Below are 22,241 nucleotides of genomic sequence, written 5' to 3' on the forward strand. Positions count from 1 at the left end.
CCCCTCACCCGACCTGATGCAGCTTGAGCTGCAACGGACGCCAGCCGTGCGGTTCGTCCAGCAGGTGCGGGCTGAAGCCGGCCCGGATCAGGTCCGGCATGTCCGAGGGGTACATCCGGGCCACGCCGCGCGGATCGTCGCTGGTCGGCGCGAAGATCGTGTTCACGGCCGGGCGGCGGTGTTCGCCCATCCCGGTCACCTCCAGGACGTGCGAGACGAAGCGATGCCGCTTCCCGCCGATCGCCGTCTCGTCGATCATCCGCACGAAGACGACGTAGTCGACGGCGTTCGAGGCGAGCCGGTAGGCCAGTTCGGGACTCATGTGCGCGCCGTACTCCAGGCAGAGTTCGGCGATCCGGTCGAAGATCATGTCCGGCTCGCGCACGTGCAGCGTGCACATGGAGCCGCCCTCGCCGTTGGTCATCACCCGCAACATCGGCACGATCTCGCTGGAGCGGACCTCACCGACGATCATCCGGGACAGCGACATGCGCAGTGCGGACGGGATCAGTTCGCCGATGGTCAACTCGCCCGCCGACTTGCCGTCGATGCCGCGTTCGCCGTTGCCCTCCCGGGCCTCGATCGCGACCACCTGGCGCAGATGCCCCAACTCGTGCAGGAACAGTTCGAGTTCGGTCTCGAAGGTGCCGATCCGCTCGTCCCGGGGGATCTCGTGGGACAGCGCGCGCAGCAGCGACGTCTTGCCCACGCCCTGCGTCCCGCAGATGATCAGGTTCTTCTTCGCCCGAACCAGCGAACCCAGGAACGCGGCCAGGGTCCGATCCAGCGTGCCCAGGCCGATCAGTTCGGCCAGGCGTACGTCGCGCACCCGGTGCCGACGGATCGTCACATAGGTGTGCGGAGTGACCTCGGTGATCGCCTGGAGGCGCGAGCCGTCCGGCAGCCGCAGGGCCAGCGTGGGTTGCGCGGTGGACAGGGTGCGTTCACCGCTGCCGTGACGCCGGGCCAGATCGCGGAGCAACTCGCGTAGTTCGTCGTCCGAGGAGGTCAGCGGCGGTACCTGCACACGCGGCCGGTCGGCGTAGTCGACCCAGACCGTGTCGTAGCCGTTGACCAGGATGTTCTCCACGGCCGGGTCGGTCAGATACGGCTCCAACGGCCCGGCCCGGAACAGCCAGTCCCACACCGCCCGGGCCATCGCCCGGTCCTCGGCGGGGGTGGTGGAGATGCCGCGCTCGCGTGCGGTGACGTCGGCCCATTCGGCGACGACCTGGGCGACGATCGCCCGGCCGCGCTGCTCGCGGTCCCCGTTGGTCATCCCGGGCGACATCTTGTCGAACTCGTGCAGTTGTTCGGCCGCGCGGTCCTTGAGTATCCGCACCACGGCCGGGTCCACCACGGGTTCGCCGGACGGGTTCCGGGGCGGCTTGACGGCGCCGGTCGGGGACGGCGCACCGGCCGGGGGACGGCGGCTGACCGTGCCGACTCCGCTCGCGCTCACGCTCGCGGTCGGCGGCACGGTGAACATGCCGTCCCGGGTGTCCGGGTGCCGGGCCGCGCCGTTCATCCGCGCGTGCGGGTGGGCCGGCGCGCCCGGCGGAACCGGCGTGCCGTTGGCGGGCGTCGGCGGCGGGATGTGCCCGACGGCAGGGGTCAGCGAGCCCGCGCCCGCCGACCAGGTGGGCGCCGGGCCCGCGTCGGGGTCGCCCGGAGTGCTCCGCTGGAAGCCCTCCGGCCAGGTGCGCAACGGCGGTGGCGGCGGCGCGTACAGCACGTCCTCGGCCTCCGGGATCCCGGGCACGACGTGCATGTGCGGGCGGTAGCCGGGCTCGGCGGGTGGTTCGGGTTCCGGTTTGTTGTGCGGATCCGGGTGCAGGGGCCGCGCGTTATCGAACATGACCCGCCTCCTCACCGGCCGGCCGGTGCGCCGGTTCGGCCTCGGGTCGGACCTCGGAGTCCGCCGGTGGACGGATGTACGCGGCCGCCTGCGCCCAGCCGTCGCTCGGCATGGGCGCCTGGGGTCCGGGCGGCAGTTCGCCGCCGGTGGGGCGCGGCGCCAACCGCATCCGGCGCTGTTCGGCCAACGCGAGGGCGGCCTCCGCCGTGCTGCGTGCGGCGCGCATGAACCTCGAGCGCAGGAACCGCTTCCCGGTGTCGCCCTCGCCGTCGGAGAGCACCCGTGCGCGCTCGGGATCGAACGGCAACAGGCCCAGGACGGGCGTCTCCAGGTGCTTGCCGATCTCCTGCCGGGCGTAGCGACCCTGCTCGATCACCACGAGGGCGATCGAGTCCGAGCCGGTCCCGTGCGTGTCGAGGTCGTTGCGCAGCGCGACCAGCCGCGGGTGCGCCTGGGCCAGCGAGGGCAACGTACCGCGCACGACGGGCAGTACCAGGTCGGCCCGGCGCGCGGCGATCGCCGAGGCGCCGGTGGTGCCGCGCCGGCCGAGGTCGATGATCACGTCGTGCGGGATCTGCTGGCTGCCCAGGCCGGCCGCGAGCTGCGAGATCGGATCCCACGTGTAGGCCAGGCCGGAAGCCTGTGTGGGGTCGACGAGGCCGGGCAGCAACAGCCGTTCGCGGCGGCCGTCGGACAGGTCCACCAGTTGCCGGAAGAACGCGTCGACCAGGTTTCCCTGACGATGCGCCACACCCAGTTGATGCAGGCCGTATTCGGCCGAAACCCGCCCTTGAAGAGCACCGGCGAGGATCGAACCCCCGTCCGGATCGGCTTCGATCAGGATCACCCGACGACCGGCCGGCAGCGGCCAGGTGAGCAGGAGTGCGAGCGCGGTCGAGGTGGCACCGGGCGCGCCCGAGCCACCGGTGACCGCGACGACGGTCATGGGGCCCCTCCGGTCCTGGCCGGCGCCGCGTCCGCGTTGCCCGTGTTCAGCACGACGATGGAGAACCTGCCCTCGACCACCTGGAGGGCGAGCACGGGACCGTCCTTGGCGGGTACCGCCACGTCCAGGACGGACTTGCCGGAGCCGGAGTTCGGGTCGCTCGTACTGGAGCGGATCACCGTGGCCGCGATGGTGGCCGGCTGCGCGGGCGCGGAGCCGGCGGGGCCGCCGGCCCCGGGCGCGGCCGTCACGACCAGGATCCGGGTGCCGGGTGTGACCCGCTGCACCGGCATCCTGGTCGCGTCCACGGCGATCGGGACCAGCGTCTCGCCGGGCTGGATCGCGATCCGCTCGGTGACCTGATCCGAGGTCAGCAGTGTGCCCGCGCGCAGCTCGACCGCCGCGCGTTTGCCCACGATGGCGGCCTTGGAGCCGGAGCCGATCGGACGAAGTCCCGGCGCGTCGTTGATCTCCACGACCCGCAGGTCCTCGGCGGAGATGGTCTGCCCGTAGGGCACGGTACGCGCGACCGCGAGCACGGGCACCCGTTCGTCGCCCATCTGATAGAACGCCGCCGAGCCGAGTCCACCGGCCGCGATCAGTGCGACCGAGAGCGCGATGAGCGCCGGCCGCCGGCGTCTGGCGCCGAGGCTGCGCGTAGGCGTGACCGGCATCGCACCGGCGGCCGCGCCCTGCGGCGCCACGCCGTTGCCCGATGGCCGTTCCGTAGCTGCCTTCACCACCGGCTCCGCCCCCTTGCTCTGCCGGGTCCACCCAGGTTCCGCGCGGACCGTGATCCACTTCGGAGCTACCGCTCGTATCTTCCACCACACACACTGTCAGGTGAATGGTGAACGGCCCGAAAACAGCCGCCGAAGTCGATCATTCGAAGCTTTCCGGTACGACTTCCCACCACGTCAACCAGCACGATCGGGGACGCCATGTGACGAACCCGACCCCACCCAAGATCACGGGCAAGCATCTCGTTCCGGACACCGAACGGGCCCCACGATGGTCCCGAAACGAGGCGCTCCGCAAGCACTTTCGGGCAATTGTTGGCCGGCCGAGTTCTGCGCGCTCCGTGATCGCCCGAACGTGATAACGCACCGCCGGTCCGACGCTTCGAACGGTACTCGACACGCTCTGTGCGCTTGTTCGGGCCCCCTCGACGAATCCGACGAACGGGTGAAAGTGTCGCCAAGTCGCCTGGAGGCGCGGCAGGGTGGGCAGTTCGGGCTCGCGAGGTGCAGGCGACCGGGGCGTGGGCCGCTGTCGGACGGCCTGGGGTCCCGTCCCGGACAGCGGTCCCGGGTCCCGCGGTGGACGTCGACTTCAGCGCCTGCGCCGGACGGCCCGCACCGGGAGTCGGCCCGGACGGGGCAGCGCGCTCGTCCTGGGCCGGGACGGCTTGCCGGGAACGGGTTCGAGCTGCCAGCGGGCGCACACCGCGGCGACGGTGGTCACGATCTGGGCCAGGAACAGGTGTTCGCCGATGCACCGATGCACGCCCGCCCCGAACGGCATGTACACGCCGCGCACCTGCCCGCGATAGCCCGGTTCCGTCCACCGGTCCGGGTCGAAGCGCTCGGGCTCCGGGAACAGCCCGGGATCCCGGTGCAGCGCGTGGTGGCTGTACAACACGTCGCTTCCGCGCGGGATGTGATGTCCCATCACGTCCACGTCGCGATTGGCCCGGCGCACCACCAGCCACGGCGCGTACAACCGCAGCGTCTCGTCGACAACACACCTTGTATATACGAGAGCGCCGATGTTCTCGGCGGTCACCGGCCCGCCGGAGAGCACCTCGTCCAGCTCCGCGTGCAGGCGCTTGCGCACGTCCTCGTGCCGGCCGATCTCGTGAAACACCCACGAAAGGGTGGCGTTGGTGTTGTCGTTGCCGGCGATCAGCATCGACACGACCTCGTCGCGCACCAGTTCGGGCGCCATGTCCATGCGGGCGAACTCGCCCAGGAGACCCTCCCCCGCGCCCGCGTCCACCGCCGAGGCGATCGCCTCACGCAGCCGCCGGCCGGTCTCGGCGAAGCGCCGGTTGCCGGGAGTGGGCAATTGCCGTGCCCACTCCGGCAACACGGTCCGGGTGAACACCTCCTGGATGAACACCGGCAACGACCGCCGCACCTCGGCCACCGCCGCGTCGGCCGCCGGGTTCTCACCGAAGATCAACCGGCCGAGCGTGCCGAGCCCGAGTTCGCTCATCTCCCGATCGAGGGCGAGCGTGGCCCCGGGCAACCATTGCGCGCTCGCCTCCTCGGCCTGGCGGCGGATCAGCTCGACGTACCCGCCGATCCGCGAGCGCTGGAACGCGGGTTGCAGCGTCCGCCGTTGGCTTCGATGCAGCGGCCCGTCCGACGCGGCCAGGCCGTCGCCGATGTGCAACCGGGCCTGCTTGAAGAAGCCGTCCCGCTCGATCGTGTCCGCGTGTTCGACCAGCACACACCGAACCAGGGCCGGATCGTTGAGGACGTACAGCTCCTTCGGCCCGACCCGGATCCGCACGATCGGCCCGTGGGCCCGCAGCGAGGACACGAAGTCCCAGCGGTCACGCAGCAGCGCCGGGGTGTGGCCGAGCAACGGAAGTGCACCCGGGGCGATCGGGACCACGCTGCGACTCCTTGACCTGGGGCCGGCTCCCGACTCGAGGTTCGGGGCTCGGTGGGGTTCGGGCTCGACCACGGGCTGGGTCACCCGCGACGATCAGTGTCTACCACGCGACCCGCGAGGCGGGCGGGGCGGTCGGGGCAGTGCTCGGGAGGTGCCGGGCGGCGCGCCCGAGGCGGCCGTGGGCAACGGCGGTGGAACGGGCCTCGACGGGCTGGACGCCTCCCGCCACGCTCGGGGCGGCCGGGTGGGAGTCCCGGTCCACGTACGGCTTCCCGGTCGTGACCACGCCGGCTCTGCCCGGCACGACCACGCGGGGCTTGCCCGGCACGAGCGCGCCGGCGGTCCTGGGCCCGACCGCGCCGAAGCCGTCCGCCCCGAAGCCGTCCGCCGTGGACCGATTCGGTGTGGATCGCGCCGGTGTGGGTCGATCCCGCGTGGATCGGTCCGGGGGTGTGTATCCGCCCGGCTGCGTGGATCCGCCCGGCTGTGTGGATCCGTCGGCTTCGACAGTCGGCGGGGGGCCGGACCGGTCGCGGGCCTCGACCGAGATCACCGATGCGGGCTCCGGTCGCGGCTCGCCGGTTCCCGACGCGGGCGCGATGCCGCCCCAGGCGCCCAGCGCGATGCCGACGGTCGCGAGCACCCCGGCGACGGGACCCGCGCGGCGGATCCCCCGGCCGGGCGCCCGATCTTGACGATTCGTCACGTACGTACCCCTTCGCTGGACACCGGACCCCGATCGGGTCCCGAACCTTGCAGAGAGGAGTACGCCGCTCCATCGACCCACGTTGCACCGTCCGCCCACCCCGGGCGCGTGCGAAACATCTCGGCGTCGTCGTGCAACCCGAGGCCGCCGAAGCACGTATCTCCTGGATGACCAACCCCTCGAGGCACAGGCGGACAGGCAGCCGGCGACGGCCGGGCGCCGCACGCCCGAACCGAGGGTCCAGCAAGGAGGAGATCACGGTGCGCGACCCCCGCGACCACTCCCTGGCCACCACGCCGCCGACCGCGTGAGGGAGGCCACCCGTGAGAGGGAGTTCCGCGAGTACGCCGAGGCCCGCCAGGCCCAGCTCCGCCGTTCGGCCTACCTGCTGTGCGGCGACTGGTACGAGGCGCAGGACCTCACCCAGACCACGCTGATGAAGATGTACACGGCCTGGGGCCGGCTGCGTCGGGACGGCAGCGTCGACGCGTACGCCCGCGTCGTGATGACGCGCACCTACATCGACCAGCACCGCAAGGGCCGTTGGCGGGAGGAGCCGGTCGACGAGCTCCCGCAACACCCTTGCGCCGACCCCTCGTCACCGGATCTGCGGCTGACCCTGCGGGCGGCGCTGCTGCGGCTGCCGCCGCGCTACCGGGCCGTTCTCGTGTTGCGATTCTGGGAGGACTGGAGTGTCGAACAGACGGCCGAGGCCTTGCGGATCAGCACCGGAACGGTCAAGAGCCAGAGCGCGCGCGGCCTGACCCGGCTGCGCGAACTCGTCGGCGAGCACATGTGGGAGCTGTCCGAACGGTGAGGCCGGCCATGAATGATCACGACCTGTTCGAACTGATCCTCGATCAGCCCGAGCCCGACTTCCCCAGCGTGGTGGACGCCGCCGTCGCGGACGGCAGGCGGGTCCGCCGACGCCGCCGGATGGCCGCGTCCGGCGCGGGGGTGGCCGTACTGGCGATCGCCAGCGCGGGTTTGTTCCTGGTCCCCTCGCATCAGGCGAGTGTGGGGCCGGCGGCCCCAGTACCGCCGGCGGCGACCCGGGTGCCGATGCCGACCATGCCGTCGGGCCCGCCGTCTTCGCCGTCTTCGCCTACCCTGCCGACTTCACCGACTTCACCGACTTGGCCGCCGCCGTCGATCTCATCGACCCCGCCGACGCAGGCGATGCCGTCCGGACCCGAGGCGACGGCGCCGACGCTCGACGCGGCCGAGTCGGCGCGGCGGGACGATACGCGTGAGCAGGAGAACGTCCGACCGGAATCGGGAGTCGCGGAGCCGGAGTCGAACAAGCCGACGGGGGCGACCCCGCTCGACGACGCCGGGGCGGTCGCGTGCATGCCCGCCAGAACGGGCAAATGCACTTCACCCGGCCGAAATTGACGGATTGTCACTCCCGAGACACACCGATCGTCATGCGCCGATCACACCGCGACCGCATGCTCGGCCCCTAATCTGATCCCGGATCATTTCGTCCGGAGGGAAGAGAGGCCCGGCGTGAACAGCACGGACCCGTGGACCGTGGATCGCATCGCCCACGCACTCCCGCACCCCGAAGCCCGCCACGAATTCCTGCGGTTGGTACACCTGACGCCGATCGGCGACCTGCCCGGGCTGCTGGCCCGCTACACCCACGCCGCGGAAGAGCTGATCGCCGGCCTGCCGCACGCGCGCGCCCTCGCGGCGCAGGTGCGGGCCACCGGCAAGGACCCGGATCTCGACGAAGTGGACGAAGAGATCGTCCGCAAGTGGATCGCACGCGGCCGAGCGCAAAGCAGTGCCGCGTGACGTGGCGCCCGAGGATCGGCATCGAACACCAAGAGGTCATCGACCGCTTCCCCGAGACCACGCTGAACCACTGGGGAATGCTGCTCTACAAGTTGGTCTGTGACCCGTACACGGCCACCGTCCGCTACGGCGAGGACGACCGCATCGTCCGCACCGCGGCCGCGGGGCCCTTGATCGTGGTGGTCCTGCTCAACGAAGGGACGACAACCGTCACCGTGCTGCAGGTCGTACACCTGGGTTGACCCGGTGCTTCCCGCCGCCCGGCACGCAGTAGTGGTCGGCCACCTCGCCCATCACGCCCGCGTGCCGCTGGCGGCGGACCGACGGGTCACCGGTACGGCCATGGCCATCATGGTTCGCGCGCTTGGCGTGCTTGGCCTCGGGGTCGAGTACGCGACAGACCTTGCGGACCTGCGGGTGCTGCCCGGGAATCGCGTACGCGGAGGCCACTCCGGCGAAGGCGAGACCGAAACATGCCACAACCATGATCGCTGTCTTACGGATCCTGCTCATTCGGCAGAAGATAGCGGAGCCGGCGGCGGCACACTAACCGCCTTCGGAATCGCAGATCACCGGGCCGAGGACCAACGGTCCCCGAATCCCCGGTCGGTGGCGCCGGTCGGTGGCACAGGTCTGCGCCGATCGGCGGCGGTCGGCACCGGTCGGCGCCGGTCGAACGAATGTCGCAGAACCTCGACGGTGCGCCGGATGCGGTCGAGGGGTCCATCGTCTTGCCATCGACTGTTTTCCCGGCAGTCATCTCTTCTTGCGTTCACCTTCGAGTCGACGGGAGGTCGAGCCGAAGGTGACCCGACTCGGATTCCCGTGGGACCGGCACGGCATCGCGTTGGGTCGGTCGGGTCGGTTGGGTGGGTCGGGTCGGGTCCTGTTGCGTTGGGTCGCGTCGAGGCCTGTTGCGTTGCTTGCATCGGGACGGGTCGGGCCGACTTGAGTCGTGCCGGCCGCCGGACGACGGCCCGGCAAGAGCCGTGGGCCTCCTGCCGCCCACTCGCATGACTCCCCCGAGTCACGGTGGCATCCGGGGGACCGCCGCGGTCCTCCGAGCCCCCTGCGGCCAACGCCTGCGATCACCCACACGGCCCCGCGCCCACCGAACGTCCGACCACCCGACCACCCGACCCCAACACCCGCACGGACAAGGGCGATCCCGACCGCACGAGGCCCACCGGAGCCGCCCACCACACCACTCCCCCCATCCAGTCGGGTGGTTGACGGGTCCGCCCTCCGCCTAAGCTGCCGCCCGCTCCGCCGTCGGCAGCCAACGGAGGGATCCCGCATGCCCCGAACCCCCGCCCACGCCAAGCTCCGCGGCCGGGCCATAGTCCTGCTGGTCGGCATCCCGGCGATCGCGCTGCACGACCTCTTCGCCTTCCTCGGCATCAACGGCAACGACGCCTGGCTGGCCACCGCGGCCTCCGTGGCCATCCTGTGCGCGGTCGTACACCTCGCCAACTCGGCCCTCGACCACCGCGCCGAACACCCGGACGACCGCGACTTCGAGCTCCAGATCGCCGACCTCTGCCGCCGCGACGGCCTCCTCGCCGTCCAGGTCGCCCCGGACGCCAACGTCAAGGCCTACCTCCCCAACGGCAGCCTGGTCCTGATCCGCTGCGCCCCCGCCGACCACGAGACCGACCCCCTGGACCTCCACGACTTCATCGGCACGGCCCACCACAACCACCAAGCCGACATCCCGGTATTCGTCGCCCTCCACGGATTCACCACAGAGGCCCGCCAGTTCGCCCGCCACCACGGCATCGTCCTGCTCGACCGCCCACGCCTGGGGCAATGGCAACAGGGCCACGGCCTGAGCACCCTCGTCGGCACCACCCCCTGACCCCACCCCATTCCGGCCACCCACCGAACCGGCGCCCGCCCCACCCCCAACCCCCGAGCCGACCAATCCCACCCCCACCGGCCCGGACCTGCGCACCCACCCGCGACCACGCATGATCACGCGATAGCCACCGATTTGCCCGCAACGCGTGGCGCAATCCCACTACGTGCAGTGATCTCCCGAAGACGCTTACGGCTCACCCGATCAAGTGCAATGATGCTTCGTCAGATCACCGTTGAGCACCGAACTCCGAAGATCGCAACTGCGGGGGTGGCAGTTTTGGCCGGACCCAAGAAGACCCCAATCCCGGCAACCCTCCTGGCAGGCATAGCCACACTCACCCTCCTGGCAAGCACCACAGCCTGCTCCTCCGACAAAAAACCCAATACCCCCAAAATCAACCAACCCGCCCCCAAAACCGCCGCAGCCCCCGCGCCCGTTCCATCGAGCGCACCCCAGAGCCCGGCGCCGGTCGCGCCCCCGATCAGCGAGGCCGAGGCCAAAACCATCGCGCAGAACTACTACGAGTCGAGCAAGAAGGTCAAATCAAGTCACGACATCGCCGGACTCGATCAGCTTGAAACCGGTACGCTTCTCGATATCTCAAAGGCTCGACAGCAACGAATTATCAAGTTCGGTAACAAGATCCAACTGGCTGAAGAGACTGCCGCGACGAGTGATATCCAGGTTGCCAAGCCTCAGGATGCACCGAATGGCAGTGACAGATGGCTCCTTTCCATTGGCACGCAAAAGCTGGGCAGCGAGTCCCGATCATCACTGGGCATATTGCGTCAAACCCAGGGGTCGGGCCCGTGGAAAATGACATTCCTGGCTTTCAGCGAAGTCAAGAAGACACTGCCCGGCGTGGCACAGATGTCAACCGTGAATGGAACCTCTGACATCGATTACGGAGACAAGATCTGCGGCGACTTCTCATCGAGTCTCGCCGGGGGGTCCGTCTCGACCACCTGGGGAAGCTCAGCACAGAAAACCCTCCAGAACGAGAAATCAAACAAGCAGAATCTGATCTCGGTCACAAAGGGAGGTAGCGTCTCGGTACGCACCGAAGTCATGAATGACAATCACGTCCCTGCCTGGAATACCACCGACGGGGAAAAATTGGTCATGTGCAGCGTAAAATTGACATCAAATATGACAGCGGGACCCTCCGGAGTTTTCAACGTTGACCAGAGCGCAACGTATGAGAATCTCAGCGGGCGAGTCACTACATGGCGAAAATTGGATATTACCAATATAGGCATGTATGCATTCAAAGTGCCTGCCGCCGGCAATGGGCCGGTCGAATTGGTTGCCAGCTCTGGGCGCCCCTACTCCGTTGACGGAACCTCAGCTTAATCCATCAGAGCAATAAATCCGCTTCGCCAGCGCTGGCATTCCAAAAGGAGATGTCATGGCACCTCGTAGGGTTCTACGCAACGTCGCCATAGCGTGCTCTGCCGGTGTTTCCGCCGCCTTGATAACTCTCCCCTCCGCAACCGCAGACGTAAATCAATGCGGAAATCTGATCATCTGCATCGATATTCGCACGCCAGGGGGAACAAGCGGCGGCGGCACCGGAGGGAACACAGGTGGCGGCACCGGCGGTGGTTCCGGAGAACCGGGATTCCCTCCCGATGACGGGATCGGCGGAACAGCAGGCAATACTGCAGGCCAAGGTGGGAACGCCGGGCCGCCGCCTCCCGCGCCCGCCGATGTCGCACTCATGGCCCTTGCGCAGCTCAGGCTCGAGAACCCCAAGATTTCGGTCAACCCGGCCGACGGGAACCTCGGCCTGGTAGGCCTCCCGGTCTGGATGTGGATCAACTCCCAAGACAAGCACGTGTGGTCGACCGAGTGGCTGAGTCAGCCCTTGAATCTCGGCGGTGTTTCCGTCACGGCCTATGCGCGCTCGGTCAAAGTCGTCTGGAACATGGGCGATGGCAACACCGTGGTGTGCAATGGGCCCGGCAGGCCGTACCAGCCTTCGGACCTCGGCGATATGAGTAAGTGCGGCCACAAATACGTGACCACCTCCCGTGGGAAGACCGGCGACAAGTTCACAGTGACCGGCACCGTGTATTGGGAGGCCTACTACACCGACGCGGCCGGCTCGCATCCGCTCCCGGGTATGACGGGCACGGACACGACCACCACTCGAATCGGCGAACTTCAGGTGCTGAACTGACCTCTGCTGCTCGTGCGTTGCCGCACGGGGAGAGCAGCGTGGGCTTGTCGCCCGGGTCCAGGCGGCCGGGAGTGACGTCTACGCGAGTGGCCCTGATACCGCCTGGGGGGTGAAGTGGGGTGGGAGCGATTGGCGAGGATGCGTAGGGCTGCTTCGGAAGGGGAGTCGGCCTCGGCGATGCAGGTGACGAGGGTCTGGTCCGGGTCGTCGACCGTGCGGAAGTTTACGTAGGAGAGCGTGAGTTCACCGATGGCCCGGTGGCGGAGGTGATAGCCGCCGTGTGTCATGCCGCGGTGGTGCGGGGCGTCTCGATCCCGCGCCGCGCAGGTGCGTTCCGTTCAGGCGATGTGCCACCCCATTGTCGTCGCGAGGGTCGCGGCCTGTTCGAGGCTGATGGTCGCGCCGTTGAACTCGACCGTCAGCGGGTCGAGCGAGGAGAGGTCGCTGCCCCGTAGGTCGGCGCCGCTCAGCTTCGAGCCGTGCAGCAGCGCGCCGGACAGGTCGCAACCGGTGACCGTCGCCTTCTCCAGGCGCGCGGCGGTCAGGTCCACCTCGCGCATCCGAGTGCCGTCGAAGCCGGCTTGGCGCAGGTCGGCGCCGGGCAGGCCGACGAACGACCAGTCCCCTCCCGAGACTTCGAACAGCGTGTACGTGCACTGCCGGAACAGGCTCCCGACCAGCTTGCAGTCGGTGAACCGGGTATCGAAGAAGGTGCACCGCTTGAACGTGCAGTTCGTGAACGCCGCCCCGGTGTGCCGCGACGCGTTGAACCGCACACCGGCGAACGTGCACTCGTCGAACACCGCGCCCTCGTCGGCCACCTCGGTCCAGTCCGTGTCCAGGAACGAGTAGCGCGTATACCTGTCGCTCTCCGTCAACGACTTCCCGTACCAGTCCTCGTCCCGGATCACGAGGCCATCGTCGGGACTCGGCGGCTCGGCCGAGCCGGGATCGATATTGGCGCGGGCGCGTCGAATGGCCATCTCTTCATTGAACATGCAGGAACTGACATCCGCCGCACCACAAGTACACCCCCGCCCAAGCCCAAGCCCAAGCCGAAGCCGACACCGACGCCCAGGCCCAAGATCCGCCAGGCCCCGGATCAGACCCGGGCCCGAGCCGCCCGCGTCACCCCACCGAGCCGATCCCCGCGACCATCCCCCGGGCCAGCGCCCGCGCGGCCGTCCCCGTCACCGGCCCCGCCTGCCCCGTGACCAGCGTGTACAACGCGCCGCCGAACAACGTGATCAGCGTGCCCACATCCTCGCGCGAGGTGGTCAGCCCCAGCGCCCGGTGCTGATCCAGGGTGAAATCGACCGCCTCGGTGTGCATGTGGTCCAACGTGCGCTGAAGCTCGGGTCGGCGGGTGGCCTCCAGGGTGAGTTCGTACACCGCCAGGTATCGCCCGCGGTGCGCCGTCGCCGAGAACTCCAGCGACATCGCGATCAGTTCGACCAGGCCGTCCCGGTCGATCGGTGCGGCCACGATCGCGTGTGCTGCTGCCATATCGGCCCGATGCAGTTCCAGCACACGTTCCGCCGCCGCGCCCAGCAGCGCGTCGCGACTGCGGAAGTAGTTCGACGTGGTGCCGGGGGGCAGACCGGCCGCCTCGTCCACCTCGCGATGGCTGAAGCCGTGTACGCCGGCCCGGGCCAGGACCTCGATCGCACCGTCCGCGATGGCTCGACGGCGGGCGCTGTTGGGGGGTGGTGCCATGCGATCAGATTACCAAGGCTGTGATAGTACTATTGCAGCAGTGGTATTCGAATCCGGCTCGAACCCAGCCCTGCGCAACCTTGCCCCGCGCAACCCCGCCCTCCCAGCCCGCCCTCCCCCGCGTCAACCCGCGGCGCGATCCCCGCGCGCACGGCTCACAGCGACCCACAACGACCCACAGTGAGGTGGAATCATGCGAATTCTGGTGATCGGAGCAGGCATCGGCGGCCTCGCGGCAGCCCGCGCCCTGCGTACGGACGGCCACGACGTGACGGTGTACGAACGGGCCTCCGCACTGCGTACGTCCGGCTCGGCCCTCACCCTCTGGAGCAACGGCACCGGCATCCTCACCGACCTGGGCATCTCCACCGAAGGCCTCGGCGCACCGATCGACCTGCTCGAACAACGTGATCACGCCGGCGGCGTACTGATGCGCATCGACGTCTCGCTCGCCGCGATCCGATACGGCCATCCCCACCTCGCGATGCCCCGCCGCGACCTGATCCGCCGGCTCGCCTCGGCGCTGCCCGCGAGCGACATCGTGTTCGACAAGAAGTGCACCGGCGTCACCCAGGACGCGCGGCGGGCCCAAGTGGCCTTCGCCGACGGCGGCGCGGAAGAGGCCGATCTGGTGATCGGCGCCGACGGTGCGCGCTCGGTGGTCCGCCGGCACGTGTGGGGTACGGATCCCACCGTCCCGACGGGCTGGATCACCTGGCAGGGCCTCGGACCGATCGACCTCGACGACGTGGTGTCCTCGCGACGCGGGCTGATGATCGTCGGCCCCGAGGGGATGTGCGGCCTGCTCCCGGCGGGCGACGGGCTGCTCCAGTGGTGGTTCGACCTCCGTCGCACCCCGACCGAGCCGCTGCCCGACTCGCCGATCGCCGAATTGCGCGAGCGGTTCGGGCATTGGGCGGAGCCGGTACCCCGGGTGCTCGCGGCGGTCTCGGATGCCGACGTCGAATACTTCGCGCACCACCGCCACAAGGTGCCGCGCTCGTGGAGCTTCGGCCGAGCCACCCTGCTCGGGGACGCGGCGCACACGATGCCGCCGACCGTCGCGCAGGGCGGAAACCAGGCGCTGGAGGACGCGTGGGCTCTGGCCCGTGCCCTGCGGCGAACCGCGACGCTCCCCGAAGCCCTTGCGGACTACCAAAGTTCGCGTGCCCGCCGGGCCTCGCTGACCGCCCGCCGAGCCGGCTCCGAAACCACCAACAAGTACCTGCCGACGCTGTCCAGGCTGACCCCCGACGCCCTGGTCAGCCGCTACCACACCCGCTGGCTGCGGCAGATCAGCACATATCTGTCCGACGGGCCGAGCCGGCCGAGCGGGCCGACCGCCACCGTCCACGCCTGAAGCGCACGCGTGCGCCCGTCCGCGCCCACACCCACACCCACACCCATGCCCATGCCCACGCCCACGAGCGCACCCCGCCTACATCGCGTCCGTCACGAACCGGAATCCCAGCGCGTCCAGGAAGGCCCGGAGCAGGTCGTCCGGCGTCCCCTCCGCGCGCAGCGTCGTGTCCAGGGCGGCCTCGTCCGGCGTCAGACCCGCCTCGCGGGCCCACCCGACCGCGCGCGGCACCACCCGCTCCGGCGGCGGGCCGAGTTCCGGGTCCAGGGCGTACGACCTGGCCGCACGCGGCGCCAGCGCGCAGTGCCACACGTCGCCGCCACGCGGGCTCTGCGCGTCGATCATCGCGAAGTGGCCGGACACCACGTCGGCGGTCAGCACCGGCGCGTCCGTATCCGCCATCAACGTCGGCCCGGGGTCGAGGCCCGAGGAAAGCAGCAAGACCTGCCAGTCGCCGTCGCGCGCCGACCATCGCGGTTCGCCGCCGGCCTGCTGCACGGCCGGCAATTCCAACAGGGGCCACGCCGATCGGGCGACGACATATACACCGAAGCTACCCATCACACCCCAGCATAGGACCGCCGACCAGCAGTCGCGTCCCTTTGTCCTGGCCACCCGAGCCGCCCCGACCCACCCTGGGCTGCCGGGGGCCGCCGGAAGCCATCGGGAGCCGCCGAGTACCTGTACCACCCCGATCCCACGTGGGAATCTGAGCGGATGGACATTGCCTCTCATCTCGACATCCTGCGCGCCGACGGCGAGTTGCTCGCGCGTACGGCCGAGCGCGTCGGCCTCGAAGCGCCCGTACCGAGTTGCCCCGACTGGCGGATTCGCGACCTCCTCGCGCACCTGGGCGGCGTCCATCGATGGGCCGCGTTCGTCGTCGCATCGGGCAGCCCACAGCGCCCGACCAAGGAGGAGACGGCGACGCTGTTCCAGGCGCCGGGCGACGACGTACTGCTCGACTGGTACCGGGGCACGCACGCGGACCTGCTGAAGACTCTCGCCACGGTCGCCCCGGACGCGCCGGGGTGGACCTTCTTCGAGGCGCCGTCCGCGCTCTCGTTCTGGGCTCGGCGCCAGGCGCACGAGACCGCCGTTCACCGCGTCGACGTCGAACTGGCGGCCGGTGTGCCATCCATCGTGCCGGCGGACTTCGCCGCCGACGGGATCGACGAACTGCTGACCGGTTTCCTGTCCCGGCCCGGCCTAAATCTGGTCGCCGACCCGCCGCTGAGCATCACGATCGACCCCGACGACAACCCGGCCGCGTGGACGATGCGGATCGGCACCGACGGGCGCCGAGTCGAACCGGGAGCGGCCGGCGCCGATCTCACCGTCTCCGGCCCGGCCGAGGCCCTGTATCTCCTGGTCTGGAATCGAGCCGACGCCACCGGTTGCCGACTCGACGGCGATCCCGAAGTCCTCGTGCGATGGCGCGAGTTGGTCAAGATGGATTGATGCCACCCGGCACGTGCACCGCACCCGCCCGGCAGGTGAACCGAGGCCACCCGGCAAAGGGAATGCCGCCACCTGTCAAGGGGCTGGTGCCACCCGCCGAAAGGCCGATGCCGCACGTCCAAGGATCGCCGCCACTCGGCGAAGGAAAACGATCGCCGCCACTCGACGCGGGAGAACGATCGTTGCGACTCGGCGAAGGAAATGGACCGCTACCGCTCGGCAAGGGAAAGGGACCGCTACCACTCGGCGAGGGAATTGGTAGGCCTCCGCGGGTCTAGCCTGCCCGCGGAGGCCCGCTGTGCCGCCCTATCGGGCACGCCGGCACGTTTAAGGACCAGGGTCGTCTTGAAAGTCGTCGCGTTCTACCTTTGAACTACCAGGCCACGAGCGGCCCGGGCTGGAGTCGAACCAGCAACCGACGACTGGAGCCCCGTCCGGTCGATCCGGCGATGGGCGGCAATGCTGAGTCTGGAGCAAGAGTCTGAGATTGATCGCGGGCTGCCTCTGCCGTTTTGGGCCACCCCGGCCGGTGGTGCCAGGGGGAGGATTCGAACCTCCACCGTTACCCGCGTTCGTCACGACAAGCTTCAGTTTCAGCTTGCGCTTTTCGCGCACCCCCGACCCTCCGGCCGGGGGATTCTCGAAGACTACCCGCCCTGGCCGTTGCCGAGCAGGTAGCCGAAGACGGCGTCGCCGATCCGACGGTCCGTCACTTCCGCGCCGTTGGCCTCCTCGCGGGCGAACTTCACCGCGCGCTGGAGCTTTTCCACCCGGTCGACGAGTTCGTTCACCCGGCGGGCGGGCAGCGCGCCGGAGAACTTGACCGTGGTCCAGTAGCCGGCGGCGATGTCCTCGAAGTACATCTCGACCTGGGCCGGGTGGTGTTCGGTCGCCTCGGCCTTGACGTGGTTGCGCGGCACCTTCTTGGTCCGCACGGTACGCACGGGCTCGGTACGCCACGAGTCCGTGGAGGGGTCGAGCGTCCAGGTCTCGGCGGCGTCCAGGATGGGCAGCTTGCGCACGAACGTGTGCACGTCGACCAGTTGCTTCTCCAGGAAGAGCAGGTACGACACGGGCACATCACGCAGCAGCGGCGTCCCGTCGACCACCACGTCGGCGCGTGCCTCGCAGTTGGCCCAGTCCTTCGTCGCGGTCACGTCGAAGAGGCGGGTCAGCGTGCCGGTGACGGAACGCAGCACCTCCTCGCCCTTGACCTGGACCCGGGTCGACTCGGGCGGCAACTGCTCGCCCTCTTCGTCCTTGGGCTGGTAGGTACGCGAGATGCCGGACAGCAACGCGCCCTTCTGGACCCGCTGGTGAGCGTCCGTCAACTCCTGGAAGGACTTGGTCTTGACGCCCTTCTCCACCGCGATGATCTGGTTCAATTTCGCCACGCCGCGACGCTAGCAGGGGAACATACTTACGCAACATCGGTTTTCGGCCGGGCGCGGTGGGCTCGGTGGCCGCGGTGGGCTCGGTGGCCGCGGTGGCCGCAGTGGCCGCAGTGGCCGCGCCGGTCGGGCGAGCGCCCGCCCTCCGGCTCCCCCTGCCTGCCCAGCCGGGCTCACCCGTCTCGCGCCGCGCGCTCACTCCCCGCGTTCCGCCGCGCTCCGCACGACGCAGAACTCGTTGCCTTCCGGGTCGACCAGTACGGCCCACCCGGTCCCGTCCGGGTTGCGTCGGTCGTCGACCAGGCGGCCGCCCAGGGCCACGACACGTTCGACCTCCGCGTCACGCAGGCCGGTCGTCGGCCGCAGATCCAGATGCAGCCGGTTTTTCCCCGCCTTCTCCTCCGGAACCTGTAGGAACAGCAGTGTCGGCCCCTCCTCCAGGAGCACCTCCACTTCGGGGTCGCCCGGCCGGTCTTCCGGGCCGAGCGGTCGGCCCAGGACCTGGGACCAGAACGAGGCCAACGCGTACGGGTCGGCGCAGTCGACGCTGACGTGCAGGACGTGCGAACTCACGTGTACACCTCCGATTCGAGGCCCGAACGGCGCATCGAATCGATGGACGCCGCGAGGACCGTGGGCCGTGGATCCTACCCATGGGTCGAACCGGTGACATACGTGCGGAACGGCCCCGGCACGGGCGCCGCACGCGGTGTCCCTACGCGACGCCCGCCGACAGCGCCGGGTCAGGCCAGCCCGAGCAGATCGGCGTGCCGCTCGACCGCGTACGCGAAGAAGGCGTCGGCGGGGTCGGCACTGCCGGCGAGTTGGCCGAACAGTTCGAAGCTCACGATGCCGAACACGCCCGTCCAGGCGAATACCGCCCGAGCCAGCACCGACGGCCGCACGTCCAGCGCACCCGCCTCGACCACCGCCTGGAACTGGGTCGCGAGCGGGCCGGGGAGAGCGGATTCGCCGGCGGGGCGGGCGAAGTCGTGGGCCGAGTCGCGCAGGATGCGCAAAAGCGCGGCCGGGACGCGGGTGAAGGGGACGTTCGTGTCCTCCGGAGCCTGGTATCCGGGCACCGGCGAGCCGAAGATGAGCGCGTATTCGTGCGGATGTTCACGCCCCCAGTCCCGAACGGCGGCACACAGGGCGCGCCAGGCGGCGCGCGGGTGCTCGGCGGGGGCCGCCGCGTCGACGGCCCGCTCGACCCGCTCGCCCACCGCGTTGTAGGCGTCGACGATCAGCGCGGTCAGCAGGTCGTCCCGGCTCGGGAAGTAGCGGTACAGCGCGGACGAGGCCATACCGAGCTCGCGAGCGACGGCGCGCAGCGACAACTGCTGGGCACCCTCGGCCGCAAGGTGGCGACGCGCGGCCTCCTTGATCTCGTGGGTCAATTCGACTCTCGCGCGGTCGCGCGCCGTGCGGGGGGCTGCGGTCATGCGGTCAGTGTGCCAGACACCAGAGCACTGCACATGAACGAGAGCACCGCTCTCGAAGGGCGACGCCGCCCCCTCCGGGACGATCGTCGGCCGACCCCACGCGCGAGGCCGTCCCGACCGTCGGCGACACCACCCGTCGCACGGCTGACAACCCGCCGGTGACAACCGGCCGGCACCCGAGGATGCGATTCGCCCGCGCGGGGCGACGGAAGCCTGGGAATGGGAAGGGGAGGCCCGACAGGCCCGGCGGGCGGGGTTCGCCGCGCGGCCGGGACGTGTGCGCCTGCGCCCCTTGTGCGCCCCCGGGGTGCCTCGTTGCGACCGTGTTCGTCGGTGCGCCCCACCGGCCAACCGGTCCGATATGTCGACCATGGCCGGTCGATACCCCTAACCTTCAGGAGCGTGGTGGTCCACCCAAGAGGGCTCGGCCGGGGAGGCACACATGACCGAACGTGGTGGGCGGCTCATCCGAATCCCGTCCGAGCGAGGCCAGTTGCTGCTCGTGGAGGGTGGTAGATCCGGGCGGGGACGGCGTTCGGACAGTGGTGGCAACCTGGTCGCGATGTCGGCTCTGACGCCGCATCAGCTCTTTCCGGACGCCGCCGCCGATGTCGTCCAGTTGCCGGACGCGGTCCAGCCGCACGCCGTTCGGGCCTATCTTCAGGCCGCCGGTGCGGTGGACGGCCCGGTGATCGTGTATCTGACCGGCCGCCTCCTGCTTGACCGGAGACGTCGCGAACTGCACCTCGGGCTGCGTGATTCGACTCCCGGCTCGGTGCGGTACGACGGGCTTCCGTGGTCCTGGGTGGTCGAGCTGCTGGGGCCTCGGCCGGCCGAGAACACCCTGGTGATCTGCGATCTGACGGCCGGCCGGGAATCCTGGGAGACCGCCCGCGAGCGGGCGCACGAGTTGTGCCGGGGCATCCCGCTGTGGGGCGTGTTGAACCCCCCGGACGTCAAGGGCCCGCCGCATCCGTTCACTCGGGCGCTGGTGGCCGCGCTCGGGCAGGGCTTCCCGGAGTTGCCGGATCCGGTACCGGCCGAGGAGATCCATCCGTTGCTCGCCGAGCGGGCCCGACTGGCGCCGGACACCGTCGAGTTCGCGCCGTCCGCCGGGTCGCTCGCGTTGGCGAACTGCTCTCCCGAGGCCCGGCCGCCGACCCTGCGTACGGCCGTCCGCCGGCTCAAGGCGGTCACTCCGCGTGGCAACGCCGCGGGCGGGACCGGGGTGTCGGCGCTGTCCGCCGTGCCGCCGAACGGCATGACCCCGGCGCAGCGTTCCGGCCTGCGCGGCTCCGGCGTCGTCGGTGGCGGTGTCACCCCCGAGCCCACCGCCCACCGGCCGCCGCTCTCCGATCCCCGCGCCGAACCCGGCACCGAACCGGACGCACACCCGCCCGCCCGCTCGCGGGACGAACCCGGGGTCGGTCGACGCGCGTTGGGCCTGGTGCGTTCCGCGCTCACCTCCGGGCCGGACGACGAGCCCGAGGTGCCGGGCACCAGCCTGCGCGAGGCGCTCCGGGCCGGCGTGGCCAAACCGGGCAGCCGTCCGCTGGGCCGACCCGGTCGCGGGGACGGCGTTCCGTCGCCGACCGGTCGCGGCGCCGCGACCCCGGCCGCCCGCACCAAGCCGCGCCCGCCCACCAAGGCCGCCCTCCTGGACCGTGAGCCGGAGTTCCCCGGCCCGGCGTACCGCCCCGCGAACGACCGGACCGACAGCGCGACGACCGGCCCCGCGAACGACCGGACCGACAGCCCGACGACCGGCCCCGCGAAGGACGGTACGCACAGCGCCGCCGAGGGCCCCGCGGCCGAGCCCGTGTACAACCCGGGGTCGGGCGTGGCGAGGCGGCTCGCGCCGCGCCCCGCGACCACCGCCAAGTCGAGCCGTCGGGCCACCGGTTCGGCCCCGCGCCCGCACCCCGAGCCGCCGCCTCCGCCGCTGCCGCCCCGGATAACCGTGCGCATCCAGAGCACGGACGCGAGTGCCTTGACGCCGACTCCGGCGCGCCGGCCACCGGCCACGAGCCCCACCCAACTACCCCCGGCGCTGGCACCGCATCGAGGAATCGGACCGGGCCGGCCGATGTCGATGCCGGTACGCGGCCGGGCGGTCGCACCCACGCCGGCCCGCCGGGCACTGTCGCAGGGTGCGTCGGCGGCGGGCGCGCTGATTCGGCCGGCGGACGTACTGCCCACGTACTGGAACGAGTTGGCCGCCATCCGGCACGCGGCGGACACCGGGCGCGGCATGGAGGCCTGGCAGAAGGCCGCCGAACTCAGCATGCACATGGAGAAGTTGGTCGGCCCCGCGCATCCCGGGACGCTGGACGCGCAGGCGATGCTGGCGTTCGTGAGCGCCGGTCTGGGCCGAGTCGCGGACGCGGTACTGATCTACTGCCAGGTCGCCGAACGCGGCGCCGAGGCGGTCGGCCCGCAACACCCGAGTACGATCGCCGCCGCCGACAACGCGCTCAAGGTCTGGCTGCGGGTGGCGGACGCCCGCGAGGCGGTACGCCTGGGGCCCGCCGTCGTGGCGATGCGCGAACGTGTCCCCGGGCCGGCCGATCGAGGTCTGGAGACCGCTCGGGCGCATCTGACCCGGATGCGCTTCATCCTCGACCCCACCGCGGCGGACCCCCGCCCACGGCCCGAGCCCCGACCCGAGGCCCAGTCCGCCACACGGGCCGAGTCCCACCCCGACACGGACGACGCCCGCCGCCCGACCACGGTCCGCGGCGCCCCGGTCCGCCGCCGACACGCGAAGACCTGAACCGAGGCTTGCGCTACGCGAAGATACGAACCGGGGCCTCGACCCCGCGAGGTCCCACCCCGGCCGGGACGCACGTACGTGAGGGAGTGCGTGCGTGCAGGCATGACTCCACCCGGCCGGCAT

22 protein-coding genes and 1 pseudogene are annotated in these 22,241 nt (G+C 70.4%); 9 read left to right on the forward strand and 14 right to left on the reverse strand.

Going from position 1 to position 22,241, the window contains the following annotated elements:
* Window positions 1-4: 4 nt before the first annotated feature.
* The 5 genes from ACWCPW_RS35395 to ACWCPW_RS35415 form a co-directional block, all read right to left on the reverse strand.
* The gene (locus ACWCPW_RS35395; protein ID WP_449765670.1) at window positions 5-1,858 is read right to left on the reverse strand and encodes an ATPase, T2SS/T4P/T4SS family; all 1,854 of its coding nucleotides are present in this window, start codon (window positions 1,856-1,858) and stop codon (window positions 5-7) included.
* Window positions 1,848-2,804, reverse strand: coding sequence for a hypothetical protein (locus ACWCPW_RS35400; protein WP_449765671.1), 957 nt, complete (start codon window positions 2,802-2,804; stop codon window positions 1,848-1,850). Before ACWCPW_RS35400 ends, ACWCPW_RS35395 begins: the two co-directional genes overlap by 11 nt.
* The gene (locus tag ACWCPW_RS35405; protein ID WP_449765672.1) at window positions 2,801-3,544 is read right to left on the reverse strand and encodes an SAF domain-containing protein; all 744 of its coding nucleotides are present in this window, start codon (window positions 3,542-3,544) and stop codon (window positions 2,801-2,803) included. The genes ACWCPW_RS35400 and ACWCPW_RS35405 overlap by 4 nt, the downstream gene beginning before the upstream one ends.
* Before the next feature lie 592 nt (window positions 3,545-4,136).
* Window positions 4,137-5,426, reverse strand: a complete 1,290-nt coding sequence (locus ACWCPW_RS35410; RefSeq protein WP_449765673.1) for a cytochrome P450 — start codon at window positions 5,424-5,426, stop codon at window positions 4,137-4,139.
* Between the two features lie 100 nt (window positions 5,427-5,526).
* Window positions 5,527-6,132, reverse strand: coding sequence for a hypothetical protein (locus tag ACWCPW_RS35415; RefSeq protein WP_449765674.1), 606 nt, complete (start codon window positions 6,130-6,132; stop codon window positions 5,527-5,529).
* A 307-nt stretch (window positions 6,133-6,439) separates the two neighbouring features.
* On the opposite strand from ACWCPW_RS35415, the gene ACWCPW_RS35420 reads away from it, so the two are divergent.
* Window positions 6,440-6,949, forward strand: coding sequence for a SigE family RNA polymerase sigma factor (locus ACWCPW_RS35420; RefSeq protein WP_449765675.1), 510 nt, complete (start codon window positions 6,440-6,442; stop codon window positions 6,947-6,949).
* A gap of 190 nt (window positions 6,950-7,139) precedes the next feature.
* Here ACWCPW_RS35420 and ACWCPW_RS35425 read toward each other — a convergent pair whose 3' ends face one another.
* Window positions 7,140-7,436 (reverse strand): hypothetical protein, encoded by a 297-nt coding sequence (locus ACWCPW_RS35425; protein WP_449765676.1) that lies wholly within the window; start codon window positions 7,434-7,436, stop codon window positions 7,140-7,142.
* A gap of 205 nt (window positions 7,437-7,641) precedes the next feature.
* On the opposite strand from ACWCPW_RS35425, the gene ACWCPW_RS35430 reads away from it, so the two are divergent.
* Together ACWCPW_RS35430 and ACWCPW_RS35435 are read left to right on the forward strand one after the other, a co-directional pair.
* Window positions 7,642-7,932 carry a hypothetical protein gene (locus tag ACWCPW_RS35430; protein ID WP_402229019.1) on the forward strand — a complete coding sequence of 97 codons (291 nt, stop codon included), beginning with the start codon at window positions 7,642-7,644 and terminating at the stop codon, window positions 7,930-7,932.
* Window positions 7,929-8,174 carry a hypothetical protein gene (locus tag ACWCPW_RS35435; protein WP_078974732.1) on the forward strand — a complete coding sequence of 82 codons (246 nt, stop codon included), beginning with the start codon at window positions 7,929-7,931 and terminating at the stop codon, window positions 8,172-8,174. The genes ACWCPW_RS35430 and ACWCPW_RS35435 overlap by 4 nt, the downstream gene beginning before the upstream one ends.
* Here ACWCPW_RS35435 and ACWCPW_RS35440 read toward each other — a convergent pair.
* Window positions 8,143-8,445 carry a hypothetical protein gene (locus ACWCPW_RS35440; RefSeq protein ID WP_449765677.1) on the reverse strand — a complete coding sequence of 101 codons (303 nt, stop codon included), beginning with the start codon at window positions 8,443-8,445 and terminating at the stop codon, window positions 8,143-8,145. The genes ACWCPW_RS35435 and ACWCPW_RS35440 overlap by 32 nt on opposite strands.
* 784 nt (window positions 8,446-9,229) lie before the next feature.
* Here ACWCPW_RS35440 and ACWCPW_RS35445 point away from each other — a divergent pair.
* From ACWCPW_RS35445 to ACWCPW_RS35455, 3 genes are all read left to right on the forward strand, one after another.
* Complete coding sequence (locus ACWCPW_RS35445) at window positions 9,230-9,790, forward strand: restriction endonuclease (RefSeq protein ID WP_449765678.1); 561 nt, start codon at window positions 9,230-9,232, stop codon at window positions 9,788-9,790.
* Window positions 9,791-10,006: 216 nt separating this feature from the next.
* Entirely contained in the window at window positions 10,007-11,146 is a 1,140-nt protein-coding gene (locus tag ACWCPW_RS35450) for a hypothetical protein (RefSeq protein ID WP_449765679.1), read from the forward strand.
* A 367-nt stretch (window positions 11,147-11,513) separates the two neighbouring features.
* Window positions 11,514-11,975 (forward strand): hypothetical protein, encoded by a 462-nt coding sequence (locus ACWCPW_RS35455; RefSeq protein WP_449765680.1) that lies wholly within the window; start codon window positions 11,514-11,516, stop codon window positions 11,973-11,975.
* Here the strand turns inward: ACWCPW_RS35455 and ACWCPW_RS35460 are convergent.
* The 3 genes and pseudogenes from ACWCPW_RS35460 to ACWCPW_RS35470 all read right to left on the reverse strand — a co-directional run.
* A pseudogene (locus ACWCPW_RS35460) lies at window positions 11,960-12,268 on the reverse strand (MmyB family transcriptional regulator); the annotation flags it as partial. The gene ACWCPW_RS35455 and the pseudogene ACWCPW_RS35460 overlap by 16 nt on opposite strands.
* 45 nt (window positions 12,269-12,313) lie before the next feature.
* Window positions 12,314-12,958: a pentapeptide repeat-containing protein gene (locus tag ACWCPW_RS35465; RefSeq protein WP_449765681.1), complete on the reverse strand. Its 645-nt coding sequence runs from the start codon at window positions 12,956-12,958 to the stop codon at window positions 12,314-12,316.
* A 145-nt stretch (window positions 12,959-13,103) separates the two neighbouring features.
* Complete coding sequence (locus ACWCPW_RS35470) at window positions 13,104-13,691, reverse strand: TetR/AcrR family transcriptional regulator (RefSeq protein WP_449765682.1); 588 nt, start codon at window positions 13,689-13,691, stop codon at window positions 13,104-13,106.
* A 193-nt stretch (window positions 13,692-13,884) separates the two neighbouring features.
* Here ACWCPW_RS35470 and ACWCPW_RS35475 point away from each other — a divergent pair, with 193 nt between their 5' ends.
* The gene (locus tag ACWCPW_RS35475) at window positions 13,885-15,051 is read left to right on the forward strand and encodes an FAD-dependent oxidoreductase (RefSeq protein WP_449765683.1); all 1,167 of its coding nucleotides are present in this window, start codon (window positions 13,885-13,887) and stop codon (window positions 15,049-15,051) included.
* Between the two features lie 78 nt (window positions 15,052-15,129).
* Here ACWCPW_RS35475 and ACWCPW_RS35480 read toward each other — a convergent pair whose 3' ends face one another.
* Entirely contained in the window at window positions 15,130-15,612 is a 483-nt protein-coding gene (locus tag ACWCPW_RS35480) for a hypothetical protein (RefSeq protein WP_449765684.1), read from the reverse strand.
* Window positions 15,613-15,768: 156 nt separating this feature from the next.
* Here ACWCPW_RS35480 and ACWCPW_RS35485 point away from each other — a divergent pair, with 156 nt between their 5' ends.
* On the forward strand, window positions 15,769-16,512 hold the full coding sequence (locus ACWCPW_RS35485) for a maleylpyruvate isomerase family mycothiol-dependent enzyme (protein WP_449765685.1): 744 nt from the start codon (window positions 15,769-15,771) through the stop codon (window positions 16,510-16,512).
* A 647-nt stretch (window positions 16,513-17,159) separates the two neighbouring features.
* Here ACWCPW_RS35485 and ACWCPW_RS35490 read toward each other — a convergent pair.
* The 3 genes from ACWCPW_RS35490 to ACWCPW_RS35500 all read right to left on the reverse strand — a co-directional run bounded on the left by ACWCPW_RS35490 (window position 17,160) and on the right by ACWCPW_RS35500 (window position 19,345).
* Entirely contained in the window at window positions 17,160-17,906 is a 747-nt protein-coding gene (locus tag ACWCPW_RS35490; RefSeq protein ID WP_449765686.1) for a DUF7873 family protein, read from the reverse strand.
* 192 nt (window positions 17,907-18,098) lie between these two features.
* The gene (locus tag ACWCPW_RS35495) at window positions 18,099-18,476 is read right to left on the reverse strand and encodes a VOC family protein (RefSeq protein ID WP_449765687.1); all 378 of its coding nucleotides are present in this window, start codon (window positions 18,474-18,476) and stop codon (window positions 18,099-18,101) included.
* A 170-nt stretch (window positions 18,477-18,646) separates the two neighbouring features.
* Window positions 18,647-19,345: a TetR/AcrR family transcriptional regulator gene (locus ACWCPW_RS35500; RefSeq protein ID WP_449765688.1), complete on the reverse strand. Its 699-nt coding sequence runs from the start codon at window positions 19,343-19,345 to the stop codon at window positions 18,647-18,649.
* A 442-nt stretch (window positions 19,346-19,787) separates the two neighbouring features.
* On the opposite strand from ACWCPW_RS35500, the gene ACWCPW_RS35505 reads away from it, so the two are divergent.
* Window positions 19,788-22,118: a hypothetical protein gene (locus tag ACWCPW_RS35505; RefSeq protein ID WP_449765689.1), complete on the forward strand. Its 2,331-nt coding sequence runs from the start codon at window positions 19,788-19,790 to the stop codon at window positions 22,116-22,118.
* The last annotated feature ends 123 nt before the right edge of the window (window positions 22,119-22,241 follow it).

Source organism: Embleya sp. NPDC001921 (genome assembly GCF_053594475.1).

Coding starts and splice junctions, on each gene's coding strand:
- ACWCPW_RS35395 (WP_449765670.1), bottom strand. CDS start 1,858: ATGTTCGATAACGCGCGGCCCCTGCACCCGGATCCGCACAACAAACCG.
- ACWCPW_RS35400 (WP_449765671.1), bottom strand. CDS start 2,804: ATGACCGTCGTCGCGGTCACCGGTGGCTCGGGCGCGCCCGGTGCCACC.
- ACWCPW_RS35440 (WP_449765677.1), bottom strand. CDS start 8,445: ATGAGCAGGATCCGTAAGACAGCGATCATGGTTGTGGCATGTTTCGGT.
- ACWCPW_RS35445 (WP_449765678.1), top strand. CDS start 9,230: ATGCCCCGAACCCCCGCCCACGCCAAGCTCCGCGGCCGGGCCATAGTC.
- ACWCPW_RS35450 (WP_449765679.1), top strand. CDS start 10,007: ATGCTTCGTCAGATCACCGTTGAGCACCGAACTCCGAAGATCGCAACT.
- ACWCPW_RS35455 (WP_449765680.1), top strand. CDS start 11,514: ATGGCCCTTGCGCAGCTCAGGCTCGAGAACCCCAAGATTTCGGTCAAC.
- ACWCPW_RS35465 (WP_449765681.1), bottom strand. CDS start 12,958: ATGGCCATTCGACGCGCCCGCGCCAATATCGATCCCGGCTCGGCCGAG.
- ACWCPW_RS35470 (WP_449765682.1), bottom strand. CDS start 13,691: ATGGCACCACCCCCCAACAGCGCCCGCCGTCGAGCCATCGCGGACGGT.
- ACWCPW_RS35475 (WP_449765683.1), top strand. CDS start 13,885: ATGCGAATTCTGGTGATCGGAGCAGGCATCGGCGGCCTCGCGGCAGCC.
- ACWCPW_RS35480 (WP_449765684.1), bottom strand. CDS start 15,612: ATGGGTAGCTTCGGTGTATATGTCGTCGCCCGATCGGCGTGGCCCCTG.
- ACWCPW_RS35485 (WP_449765685.1), top strand. CDS start 15,769: ATGGACATTGCCTCTCATCTCGACATCCTGCGCGCCGACGGCGAGTTG.
- ACWCPW_RS35500 (WP_449765688.1), bottom strand. CDS start 19,345: ATGACCGCAGCCCCCCGCACGGCGCGCGACCGCGCGAGAGTCGAATTG.
- ACWCPW_RS35505 (WP_449765689.1), top strand. CDS start 19,788: ATGACCGAACGTGGTGGGCGGCTCATCCGAATCCCGTCCGAGCGAGGC.